The sequence below is a fragment of the Legionella hackeliae genome, assembly GCF_000953655.1.
In the GTDB taxonomy this organism is placed as follows: domain Bacteria; phylum Pseudomonadota; class Gammaproteobacteria; order Legionellales; family Legionellaceae; genus Tatlockia; species Tatlockia hackeliae.
In genome coordinates, this window is record NZ_LN681225.1 from 2,039,483 (window position 1) to 2,050,397 (window position 10,915).

Here is a 10,915-nt window from a genome sequence, read left to right on the forward strand (position 1 = left end):
ATTAAAATAGTCATCATTATTTTTCTTGGGATTAAATCTACCTTGCATCTTGATCGGCGTTAAAAAGGAAGGATTAGATCAATAGGCAATTGTTTTGTAAATAAATTTTTCACCTTTTACAACAGGCCGGTACCTTTTTTATTACAAACAGGTTAGTTATTGATTTTAAGATAGGATGTCCCCGTCTCGTTGCCTTCGCCCACAATACCCCAAAGGGTTTTGTCTCAGAAAATTTCAAACTGTTAGAGTCCCTACATTGACCCTTTTTTACAAGGATCCCTGCCAGAGGTCTAAAAGGCTCAATAACCGCGCCGAGAATGCGCATCAACCGACTCGAAGAAAAGAAAAATGCCTCATTCGCTCAAATTACCCGTCAGTGCTCAAGCTGTCTTGGCGCTCATGGGGAAAACCAGAAGTTCCTTCGCCATAGCGGTTGGTCGTTACATTAATCGGCATCAAGGCAACGAGCCGAGTTTCAGAATGCTAAAGAAATTTGGCAATAGGCTGCAAGACAGCTTCTTTACGTTTAAAATTCCGGCTTTCATCTTTTGCTCCAGTAAAAGTTAACTTGACGATGCCCTGGAAAACTCTAAGACTGGCTCATTACATTAAATCGCATTAAATTTTGCCTATATTGATTAAATTATTTATAATGTGACCCATGATTATTCAAATGGGATGTTATATGTTTAATAAATTGTTAAAATCTGAGTTTTCCTCAGTTACTTCTAAATTCACTTCTATTACTCACAATGCTCTGACTATGGAGCGGTTATATGAGTCCATATCTGATTTAACATCTAGATTAAGTCAAAAAGATATGATAGAGAGCAATGATTATCGGTCATTATGCATTCAACTTAATTATCTATTTTTAAATATACAAAGAGACAATCAAACCTTTATTCTAGAAAAAAAAGGCCAGCAAGCAGTCAGAAATTTATTGGATGAATTGAATCAACGAGAAATGAAAATTCCTGAGCGTTATGAAGCTAAAGAAGACCATACCTTTTTTTACTTTCATCTATTAAAAAGCTGGCTTAATTTTGCAACAGGCAACTTTAGCGAAGCAATAAAATTGCTTGAAATAGCTAGAACTTTTCCTCAAAAAACGAAGGCCCTTGAAACAGACCATTTACTATCTGTGGCTGATGAGCAGATGGAACAGCAGAAATCCACAGAACAGTGTTTAATGCAGGAAAATAAGCAAACAACAGGAGAAACTGCACTATCATCACCAGAATTTACAACCCTTGTGAGTAAATATTCATCTAATAAAAAGCAACAGCTACTCGATATTTCAGATGAAACTTTAGCTCGCTATTTTATCGATCCCAGACATCAGAAAGAAAAAGGCGATCCTATAGCCGCATGGAATAAGAGAGAGCCTGGTTCTGTTTCAGCGATGGTCAAGATGATTCGTGCAATGTTTAATAAAGATGCCGATTTATCTGTGGATTTTATAAAAGAAATGCATAAGCTAGCTTTGGAAGGTGTAACACTACCCCAAGCCGGAAGAAAGCTACCTATAACTCCAGGTGAATTTAGAAAGGAGTCTGTGCGATTTAGTATGAAGGTAAAGTATGAATGCTCACTGGCAGGGTATTATAACCTATCAGATTGGGTAGAAAAACAAAAAATTAAAAAGCGCCACTTTGTCCTTATAACTTCGGATTCTTTTAATTCAATTGAACTACAGATACACACAGCATTTAGTCAAATTGAGGAACAATTACTTGAATTAATCAATGATTATCGCGCTAACATTAGCAGTGCTACCTCTGTAAGAGAAGTTATAAAAGCATGTGCGACTTTTTCTCATGATTTTGTTTTAATGCATCCCTTTAGTGATGGTAATTTGCGATTATCCCAACAACTGTTAAATTTTCTTTTAGCCAAAAACAATCTTCCTTTGTGTATACTTTCTGAACCATTTTTAATTCCAGGTGTGTCGCCTGATGAGTTGGTGGATCATATTGCAAAGGGGTTTGATAATTTCGAGCACCTCATGACAAAAGGATATTTGCCAGGCACAAATATCGAATTTGATTCAGAAAACATCGATAAAAATGACAATCCAACTAACTTAATAGGGCAATCAATATTCAAAAGTAAAGCCGGGCCTATGGAAGATAATGGGGCTTTGTCAGGCATCGTCAAGTTATCTTGTGAGCTACACTAAGATTTATATATTGAATTGCCGCACGTGCTACCAAAGACCCCGAAAAGATATAGAGGTATACTGTAGAGATAATCAGTATTTGGGCATGGAGGGCATCTTCAAGTTAACTTTGTGAAGGCAAGAAAGACTGGTTGTTAAATTTTAGGCGCAAAGAATCTGTGATGCAGCTGATTGCCAAATTTCTTTAGTCCTGTGAAATTGGATTCGTTGCTGTAGTGCGGATTTGGTAGAGCCCCCAACGACGATTGCGAGGATATTCCTGGTTTTTCCCATCAAAGCCAGGAAATTCTCAGCTCCGGCTGGTGATTTAAAACTGATCAGCGATTTTTCTTTTCTGCGTGTGGGCTAATGGGCATTTTCACGCGATTATTTAAGACCCTATGCGACAATGCTCGGTGCCTTTGCACAAACGGTCTTCGAAATATCTTCAACTAATAGAGAATCCCACTCTAGACAGTAATAAAAGAACTTCCCTACTGGATAAATTAGGTTTTGTCGCAAGCGTGGGCATGATACCAAATTTAATTGACTTTTATTCAAAGCCTAACTCAAATGATGAATTACCTATAAAAAATCAAATGCTAGCAAGCTTGCAAAATATATATCAGGGCTTTTTAATGCTAGAACAATATCCTAGTAAAAAAAAATTACTAATTAGCTTTTATTTCAAAATCATAAATGAGGACTTATTACCCGCAGAAAAAGCAATTGCCATAGGATGGATACTCTTAATTCTAATAAAGAAACACGTTCAAATATCCAAACAATAATGTCAAAAATTAACGCAGAGAAAAATAGGGCTAGCCCCGCAGACCTCTCTTAAATTGAAAATGGAATTATTTAATAAATCAAAACCTAGCAGTTTATGCTTCTTCTCTTCCAATTGTGTTAAACTATACCCAGTTAGAAGAAACTCGTTCGAAGCTTCATGTCAAATTCTCTATCTTTACGCTCATATACAAGCGAGACACACACTCATAGCCATGATTTTGCGCAATTGGTATTACCCCTTAGAGGCCAACTTGAACTGGAGATTGGTGGTAAATCCGGAATTGTAAACGAAGCGACAGGGGCTTATATTCATTCAAATACACAACATTGCTTTGCCAGTGGCGAAGATAATCTATTCTTAGTGGTAGATTTCTTAAATACTTCTGCAAATTGGAATTGTCATCACATGCCTTCCTTTATGCAATTAAATGCCCCGCTGAAAAATTATCTTGCTTTTGCTCATAGCTACTTGGGTAGCCACTCAAATCCTCAGACAGACTCCCTTCTTTATCAACTCTTAATCAATCTTCTTACCTCTGAATTAACAACACCCGATCGTTGCGTTATTCAGGTAAAACTCTGGATTGAGCAACATCTTGCTACACCTATCGATATCGGTCACTTGGCAAAACAGTGTCATATCAGTAAGAGTCAACTTCAGCGACGTTTTAAACAGAATACCGGTTTTTCCGTGGCACAATATTGGCGGATGAAAAGATTAGAGTATGCTCAATATTTGCTTCGCAATAGCGATTTGTCTATAGAAGATATTGCTTATCAAATTGGCTATGAAAATTTATCCGCATTTAGCCGACGTTTTCAGCAAAGTTTTGCTATCTCACCCTCGCAATGGCGAAATTTGACGCTTGCTGCAAAGAATGTGCGTGTTGAGGATAATCATTATTAAATTATCCCTGTTAAAATTGCTCTAGATTTTCAAGATAATGACTCTGGAGTTTTGGCATGTTAAAAAATGAAAATGGGTCAAAAGGATTATTATTTTTAATCCTCGCTCAAATTATGGTTGGAATTAATATCGTATCTTCCAAAATTCTTCTCGTGTCCATACCCCTGTCTTTCTTATTGATGATGCGCTTTACGCTAGCAACATTAATATTATTTCCCTTGCACTGGATGAGTCCTGCAAGGCAACACTCTCTTCGCTATTATTTCACGCAACTTAGCCGTAAGGATTGGTATTTCATTTTTGCCCAAGCTCTTTCAGCAGGCGTTTTATTTAATTGTTTGATGCTTTTAGGATTGCATTATACGGATGCCAATATAGCTGGGATTATTACCAGTACACTGCCTGCTATTATTGCTATTATGTCCTGGATTATTCTGAAAGAGAAAATTGCAGGTAAACAAGGTTTTTGTATTCTTTTTGCCACATTAGGCTTAGCAATTATTGCCTATGATAAATTACAAGGTGTACATACAGTCCATTCCTTTATAGGCGATAGTATTATCCTTTTCTCACTTTTACCTGAAGCAGCCTATTATGTTTTGTGTAAAATAAGTCCTAACCGTCTACCGGTGTTCATTACCTCAGCACTGATGAATGGAATCAACGCACTCCTGCTAATACCCACAGGAATTTATTATTATTTTGGTATTCCGCATCTGGATCTTTCAGCCTGGTGGATCTTGTTTCTTCTAGGATTAAGCTCAGGTTTATTTTATGTATTCTGGTATTTTGGCTGTCAGTTAGTTGATGGAATTATGGCTTCGCTTTCGACAGCTGTCATGCCTCTAGCTACCGTTATCCTTGCGTGGATTATTCTTGGTGAGCAATTAACTGTCTGGCAATGTGTAGGCATGGGGTTAGTTTTACTATCTATCGTTATTTACGCAAAAAAATGAGTCAGCCTTGTTATTGTTCTAACATAGTCTCAAGCCAATGTTGATGCCTTCTTTCATTGCCTAGCCCACGTGTTAAAACAGTAACCGCATCTTTCCATTTCGTTTCGTGACAATTTAAGCGCTCATAAGCCGTGTTAAGCTCTCTTTCATTTAAAAGCATGGCTTGAAGAATAGCCTCATCCCCAAAAAGATTGGCAAAAACCACTTTTCCCTGAACCAGGAATTGTTTGGCACTGGGGCCTACTGGAACCGTGGCTTTATGTTTTCTAAGCAAATTTGAAATATCTCTGATATGCCTATGGTGATTATTTTTAAACTCTTTAAGCCTACTCCTATAAGTTTCACTATCAATACGGTTAATGGCAGTCTCATACGCTTCAACAACGTCATAATCCAGCTCACATAACTGATAGAGTGCGTCTTCGAATCTTTCCTGGATTCCTACAATCGTTGCCATTCCCACTCCCTAGATTACGTCTCCTTTTATAAGCATAGCCTAATACAGCATCATAACTCTTTTTTTAGCTGTTCCAGATTGATTATTCGTGCAACACGGGAAAGCAGTTCCAAACTATTTTTCTGTATCTCCTCAGTTGCCGCAGCACACGCATCCTCAAGAATTACTACTTTATAATCACGATCATGGGCTTCGCGTGCCGTCGAGGTAATCGTCATGTTGGTGGCAACCCCACTAAGTAATACAGTCTCAATGTGGTTAGTGCGTAAATAAATCTCTAGAGGAGTCCCATAAAAAGCACTGACTCGATGTTTAACAATAACGATATCGTCAGGTAAAGTTGCCAGCTTTTCATGAAATTCAGCGCCCCATGTACCCAATTGTAGTGCTTTTAACTCTTTAATTTTGCCAAATACCGGAGAATCCTCAGGGCACTCTTGATAATCTTGAGAAAATGCAACTTTAACAAAAAGCAACAAGAAATTTTTTTCTCTTGCTATTGCGATCAACTTGTTTGTATTTTCAATGATGCGATTACTATTGATGAATGAGGCAGCAGCAGCTATCTTGCCATTTTGATGGGCTATGTCGTTGATAAAATCAATGACAATAACCGCCGTATTACTCATATTCTTCTCCTGAGATCTCTCACTACTCTACAGCCCACAAATCAGTAATCTCTTCACTGTTTTTCAAATTCGGGAAATTTTTAATTCTTTCTAATAATGCTTTTGCGGTTTCATCACTCATCACAGGCGACACACAATTTTTAAATTTAGACTCTATCTCTTCCATAGACATTCGGTTTTGAGGAGTTCCTTTTGCATATTTAATGCGTTTTTCAAATTGTTTCTTACTGGCTGTTGTGACTTTAACAATACTTCCCATGTTTGCAGATGCTCTCTTGTCGCAAGTGCATCTTCATACAAATGAATTTTATCAGCTAATGCATGCACCGCTTCATCGTTTATATTTTTTTATTGTAATCCTGCATTCCGATGCCAGGGTTATTTTTTCATTACATCGGATAAATCCGCGCCAAAGAGCGCGGAATAGAATAGGAGGAATTATTACATACTAGCTTTAGCTGCCAATTGAGTTTGTGAAGTAACTCCCAAGATTTTCTGTTCCTCAACAATATCCTGCATTAATGATCTATTTGTTTTAGCTGGATGCCACTTAATGCGATGGTTATGATTAGTAATTACATTGAGATAATTTCTCAAAGATTGTAGACAAGCCTTCTGCTCATCTTTAGGAATATCACTGAATCTTTCGATAGCCAATAAATTACAGGTTAATTTAGCCATTGCTGATCGTTCTTTAACAGACCCTTCAAACAGATAATCATCATTAATTTGACTTAAATACAAGATAAAGGCCCCAGTCAAAGCTCTTCTTAAAAAATTATTTATGTCATCATTAGAAGGATTATTATCTTTGAAAGCCAAACGAAGAATATTGTAGTTTTCTTGGTTGTTAGAAATATTTCCGCCTAAGTTCGCAACGAAAGTGATATCACTCAGTCGTACCGGATTTTTAGTCAAACTTCTTAGTGATGACAAAAATCGGTTCTTATCCATAGATAAGCGCTCTTCTTCATAGGCAGCGTTTAAATTTTGGGATGTTTCTATTAATACATCCAGGGCGGGCATAGTAAATGTCATTTTTTTCTCCATGATTACAAATACTAATAAATGTTTCCTAACGAAAATAACTATACTTATTTTTTAATCAATGGAGTAGCTAAATTTACAGGTTATTAAAACTTTAGTACCTTTTTGATTAATCATCTTTCAAATGGCTTGTAAATAGCAGAAAAAATAATAGCGGGAAAAACCCGCTATTACTGACGTTTGCGATTAAGGACTTACACTAAAGTAAGTTTCATCATAAGGATAACAAGTCCATTGAACTTTTTTACCACCTAATTCAACATCAATTACTTGTGTGTTTAAAGAAGCTAGATTGGGTTGTGCTTCAGCAAAACAAACTTTATTTGCGCCTCCCAATGTAACGTAATGATAGCTTGTAGTTGAGGTATATGTTTCCGGTGCATAATAAAGCTCACCGCGTTGTTCTAATACCACTGGACTACCACTAATTACGACTTTATCTGCAAAGGAAGCAATGCTAAATACAAAAAGAAACAATGAGCATAAGCTTAATATTATCGTTTTCATCATCATATCTCCATTTGATTCCATTCAAATAGACAACTTAACGTGCCTACCCTGACAAAACTCCTGTAAAAAAATGAAAAGTTCTATATAAGTTTAGCAGTTTTAAAGAGGTCTGTTTTTTTTTCTTTTCGTTGTATTGATTATCTATTTGATATTAATTGATTTTCTTATTTCTGAAATTATCTGGCCATCCCAAATATAATCATAATGGGCAGCCTGTGTAGGAATTGTTAAAGCAGGAGGTCGAAAAATTCCCATACAACGAGCATCCGAAGAAGTATTTCTGACGCTCGGGTAAATTATACCCCATTCATTTCGACGCTTTATTTCACGCCCTAGCTCCTGGCTTTTATGATAGGAGCTTACTTCTGGCTCTAAATATTCTTTATAAGCATCATCACAAAGATTGATCAAATTTTTGGTGATAAACGCTGTGTATTCCCTCATTTGCACAATACAAGGAGGCTCATTTGATGCAGCTAAGAAACGTTCCCGATGAAATTTAGTCTCTGCAATGGCTGTTTTGATAGAATCGCCGGCATAATAGACTCCATAAGCACTACCATCACTAAACCGTGAAAAGCCAAAATGCGTGAATGCTGCCATTAAAGGCGTTGAACCCGCTCCGCCTATCCAATCTTCTTTTGCGACCAGTGAAATTTGCCCATATTCTGTAGTTAAGCGATCATTGGTTAATCCCTCCAGATAGGCAATTTGCTCAAGTTCTTCTTTAGATTCTGCCCAGTCAAACAATGAAACTGGTGGATAACGAGATGGAATAAGTCGATGAGTTTTTTCTTTATAATCGATATAATTAAACATCCTTTTAATAACCTCTCCAAAAATCTAAAAATCGTCTTACTTCAGCCAACCTCATTAAACTCCCTTCCATTAAATAACTTCTGGGGGTAATCCCATTAAAGGGAGGTAAGGTATTTTCTCTATTAATCCATGACATTGCCTGGCTACTATCAACAAATAAAATCCGTAAGTTTTTATAAATTCCTAATAGCAAAGAAATGCGTTCTTTTTCATCTCGAGTTAGATTACCATCCAGTTTTTTTATGCCTTTGTAATAAGAAGAAACAGGCATATCTCCCATTAATCGAAGGGCTTCATCCTTGGTAAAATTAAAGCGCTCAATTACATTTTTCAGAGCTTTCCATGCCACTTCATTAGGAACCATTAAGGATACTTGAGTAGAAGTTTTCATGAGGATCTCTTTTTTCAAACTATATGTTTACTATATTATAATTTTAGATTTTTGTCTAATTTTAGAATATTATTCTTTTAATTTTTGAGAGTGAGACAATAAATTCGACAGATAATTAGACTTATGTTTGTTGTCATAAAATAGAAAAACACCACCTACAACAGCGGCGGGCATGATAATAAGATTCAGGAAAGGAATAAAACTCAAACTGCTAATAGTCATACCAAATCCAAAGGATAATGCCTTACTATGATTAATTATTGTCCGCATTGCTTTGAAATCAATAAGATTATTGTCCATTGCAAAATCTTGATACTGAATACTTAATACCCAGGCATTAAATAAAAACCATAGAAATGGCAACAATGGATGCAATGGGGGGATAAAAAATAATAAACACATTAAAAGTAAGCGAGGGATATAGTAACGAATAAATTGCCCCTGACGTTTTATTGTTTGTAGCACAACACTCAGAAAAGCTCGCTCTGGAATGACATCTTTCATTAATAATTTTTGGGCACGCTCTGCTAATAAACCATTAAAGGGAGCAGCGCAAATATTGGCTAGCACAGAAAAAGTAGTTAAGAAAAATAATATAAACAAGATAAAGAAGAGCACGGTAAAAAAACCACTAAGAAAGCTAAGCCATTCAGGAAGTTTACTGACGTAATGGTGAACGATAGGTGACAAGTAATGATAACCAATATAAGCAAGGGCAATATAAATTAGAAGATTGAAAATAATGGGTAATATTACAAACGCTTTCAAACCTTTTTGTGTCAGATTTTTAAACCCTAAGAAGAAATAATAAACTCCTAAGAAAAAATCTTTCATGCATCGTCCTTAAGTTATTCGTTACGAAGCAATCTCAAGTCTGAATCTATGTATTGCTTCACTTCGTTGCAATGACGCTATTATCTCGCATAACATCATCGAATAGATAGAACTGGAAATAATACACCATTGTCATAGCATTCATAGAAGATACTATGACAATAGTTTTTACCACGTCGATATTCATTCTAGATAAGTGGAGAATTAAGAGTGCGGCTTATAAACACGAATACGATGACCATCTGGATCTTGAGCCACAAATGTGAAACCAAAGTCCATTTGCACGGGCTCCTGCACAATAATTACATCTTGTTGTAACCAGCTTTTATGCATGGCTTTAAGAGTTTCAATAGAGTCAACCGAAATACCAAGCTCTGTACCTCCCCCTGTAAGTGTTGCTACTGGTTCAACTTGAGGTTTAGACCATAATCCAAGTTTCAATTCAGGCTTTAAGGAAAACATAGCAAACGTTGGGGATGATTCTACTGGCTCTTGATTTAATAATTTTTTGTAAAAATTGGAACTTGCGGCAGGATTGTTCACATAAAAAATAACACAATTAGGATTAAACATTTTTGATTCTCCATATAATTACAGTCACTCTGAAACAATTAGTGGAATAACTGCTTCAGCCCGGAGTAATCTTAAAGCAACATGCTGCCAGATCTTGTCAGCAGTTATTGTTCGACCGTAATTCCTTCTTTTTCCTGCCATTTTTTAAAAAGCTGTTGTTTTTGCTCAGGATAACGCTCACTTGAGCGCGTTAATTTTTGTATTCTGTCTACTCTGAAGTGACGAAACTCTCCACGTAACTCGCACCATGCAATAATAATACGAACGGACTCAAAAAATCCAAGCGCAAAAGGCCAAATCAAGCGCTCAGTCTCATTATCTTCTGCATCGGTATAAGTAATTTGAAGCTTGTATTCACAACGAACGGCTTGACGAATCAAGGCAAGATCTTTGTCTCCTGTAGAGATGAGAGTGCTTGGTCCAATCAATAAAGTGGTCATCTCAACTTGATGACGCAAATCATTGGGTAATACAGCCGTAATTTTACTCAATGCATTCTGAGCAGCTAAGCCTAATTTACTGTCAGCTCGTTTTGAAACCCAACGGACACCAAGCACCAAAGCTTCTATTTCTTCTTCAGAAAACATCAGTGGTGGTAACATGAATCCTGGACGTAGCAAATAACCCACACCAGGTTCACCCTCAATATGTGCACCTTGTGCTTGTAGACTTGCTATGTCTCTATAAAGCGTCCGCAAACTTATACCCAGCTCTTCAGCGAGTTTTGCACCACTTACTGAGTAGCGATGACGGCGTAAAAGTTGAATTAATTCGAAAAGGCGTTCACTGCGAGACACTTATATTTCCTGGAGAATAGGGACCACTGACATATTTTGGCA

14 protein-coding genes are annotated in these 10,915 nt (G+C 36.7%); 4 read left to right on the forward strand and 10 right to left on the reverse strand.

Features of this window, described 5'->3' with window-relative positions; translation table 11 throughout:
* The first annotated feature begins 685 nt into the window (after positions 1 to 685).
* The 4 genes from LHA_RS09120 (at position 686) to LHA_RS09135 (ending at position 4,816) form a co-directional block, all read left to right on the forward strand.
* On the forward strand, positions 686 to 2,182 hold the full coding sequence (locus tag LHA_RS09120) for a Fic family protein (RefSeq protein ID WP_045106270.1): 1,497 nt from the start codon (positions 686 to 688) through the stop codon (positions 2,180 to 2,182).
* A gap of 509 nt (positions 2,183 to 2,691) precedes the next feature.
* A complete protein-coding gene (locus LHA_RS09125) occupies positions 2,692 to 2,952 on the forward strand; it encodes a hypothetical protein (RefSeq protein WP_147292335.1) in 261 nt (86 codons plus the stop codon).
* 158 nt (positions 2,953 to 3,110) lie between these two features.
* The gene (locus LHA_RS09130; protein ID WP_045106272.1) at positions 3,111 to 3,860 is read left to right on the forward strand and encodes a helix-turn-helix domain-containing protein; all 750 of its coding nucleotides are present in this window, start codon (positions 3,111 to 3,113) and stop codon (positions 3,858 to 3,860) included.
* 56 nt (positions 3,861 to 3,916) lie between these two features.
* The gene (locus tag LHA_RS09135; protein ID WP_045106273.1) at positions 3,917 to 4,816 is read left to right on the forward strand and encodes a DMT family transporter; all 900 of its coding nucleotides are present in this window, start codon (positions 3,917 to 3,919) and stop codon (positions 4,814 to 4,816) included.
* 10 nt (positions 4,817 to 4,826) lie between these two features.
* Here LHA_RS09135 and LHA_RS09140 read toward each other — a convergent pair whose 3' ends face one another.
* The 10 genes from LHA_RS09140 to LHA_RS09185 form a co-directional block, all read right to left on the reverse strand.
* Positions 4,827 to 5,273 carry a ferritin-like domain-containing protein gene (locus LHA_RS09140; protein WP_045106274.1) on the reverse strand — a complete coding sequence of 149 codons (447 nt, stop codon included), beginning with the start codon at positions 5,271 to 5,273 and terminating at the stop codon, positions 4,827 to 4,829.
* 50 nt (positions 5,274 to 5,323) lie between these two features.
* Positions 5,324 to 5,902: a cysteine hydrolase family protein gene (locus LHA_RS09145; RefSeq protein WP_045106275.1), complete on the reverse strand. Its 579-nt coding sequence runs from the start codon at positions 5,900 to 5,902 to the stop codon at positions 5,324 to 5,326.
* Positions 5,903 to 5,924: 22 nt separating this feature from the next.
* The gene (locus LHA_RS09150) at positions 5,925 to 6,161 is read right to left on the reverse strand and encodes an MmgE/PrpD family protein (RefSeq protein ID WP_045106276.1); all 237 of its coding nucleotides are present in this window, start codon (positions 6,159 to 6,161) and stop codon (positions 5,925 to 5,927) included.
* A 182-nt stretch (positions 6,162 to 6,343) separates the two neighbouring features.
* Positions 6,344 to 6,940, reverse strand: coding sequence for a hypothetical protein (locus LHA_RS09155; RefSeq protein WP_045106277.1), 597 nt, complete (start codon positions 6,938 to 6,940; stop codon positions 6,344 to 6,346).
* Between the two features lie 195 nt (positions 6,941 to 7,135).
* Positions 7,136 to 7,459: a hypothetical protein gene (locus LHA_RS09160; RefSeq protein WP_231861893.1), complete on the reverse strand. Its 324-nt coding sequence runs from the start codon at positions 7,457 to 7,459 to the stop codon at positions 7,136 to 7,138.
* Positions 7,460 to 7,600: 141 nt separating this feature from the next.
* Entirely contained in the window at positions 7,601 to 8,278 is a 678-nt protein-coding gene (locus LHA_RS09165; RefSeq protein ID WP_045106278.1) for an RES family NAD+ phosphorylase, read from the reverse strand.
* Positions 8,279 to 8,282: 4 nt separating this feature from the next.
* Entirely contained in the window at positions 8,283 to 8,669 is a 387-nt protein-coding gene (locus LHA_RS09170; RefSeq protein ID WP_045106279.1) for an antitoxin Xre-like helix-turn-helix domain-containing protein, read from the reverse strand.
* Positions 8,670 to 8,738: 69 nt separating this feature from the next.
* Entirely contained in the window at positions 8,739 to 9,503 is a 765-nt protein-coding gene (gene cysZ, locus LHA_RS09175) for a sulfate transporter CysZ (RefSeq protein WP_045106280.1), read from the reverse strand.
* 204 nt (positions 9,504 to 9,707) lie between these two features.
* A complete protein-coding gene (locus tag LHA_RS09180; RefSeq protein ID WP_045106281.1) occupies positions 9,708 to 10,076 on the reverse strand; it encodes a VOC family protein in 369 nt (122 codons plus the stop codon).
* A 104-nt stretch (positions 10,077 to 10,180) separates the two neighbouring features.
* Positions 10,181 to 10,873: a helix-turn-helix transcriptional regulator gene (locus LHA_RS09185; protein ID WP_045106282.1), complete on the reverse strand. Its 693-nt coding sequence runs from the start codon at positions 10,871 to 10,873 to the stop codon at positions 10,181 to 10,183.
* Positions 10,874 to 10,915: the final 42 nt, after the last annotated feature.

Coding starts and splice junctions, on each gene's coding strand:
- LHA_RS09150 (WP_045106276.1), bottom strand. CDS start 6,161: ATGGGAAGTATTGTTAAAGTCACAACAGCCAGTAAGAAACAATTTGAA.
- LHA_RS09180 (WP_045106281.1), bottom strand. CDS start 10,076: ATGTTTAATCCTAATTGTGTTATTTTTTATGTGAACAATCCTGCCGCA.
- LHA_RS09155 (WP_045106277.1), bottom strand. CDS start 6,940: ATGACATTTACTATGCCCGCCCTGGATGTATTAATAGAAACATCCCAA.
- LHA_RS09120 (WP_045106270.1), top strand. CDS start 686: ATGTTTAATAAATTGTTAAAATCTGAGTTTTCCTCAGTTACTTCTAAA.
- LHA_RS09145 (WP_045106275.1), bottom strand. CDS start 5,902: ATGAGTAATACGGCGGTTATTGTCATTGATTTTATCAACGACATAGCC.
- LHA_RS09130 (WP_045106272.1), top strand. CDS start 3,111: ATGTCAAATTCTCTATCTTTACGCTCATATACAAGCGAGACACACACT.
- LHA_RS09125 (WP_147292335.1), top strand. CDS start 2,692: ATGATACCAAATTTAATTGACTTTTATTCAAAGCCTAACTCAAATGAT.
- LHA_RS09140 (WP_045106274.1), bottom strand. CDS start 5,273: ATGGCAACGATTGTAGGAATCCAGGAAAGATTCGAAGACGCACTCTAT.
- cysZ (WP_045106280.1), bottom strand. CDS start 9,503: ATGAAAGATTTTTTCTTAGGAGTTTATTATTTCTTCTTAGGGTTTAAA.
- LHA_RS09135 (WP_045106273.1), top strand. CDS start 3,917: ATGTTAAAAAATGAAAATGGGTCAAAAGGATTATTATTTTTAATCCTC.
- LHA_RS09170 (WP_045106279.1), bottom strand. CDS start 8,669: ATGAAAACTTCTACTCAAGTATCCTTAATGGTTCCTAATGAAGTGGCA.
- LHA_RS09165 (WP_045106278.1), bottom strand. CDS start 8,278: ATGTTTAATTATATCGATTATAAAGAAAAAACTCATCGACTTATTCCA.
- LHA_RS09160 (WP_231861893.1), bottom strand. CDS start 7,459: ATGATGAAAACGATAATATTAAGCTTATGCTCATTGTTTCTTTTTGTA.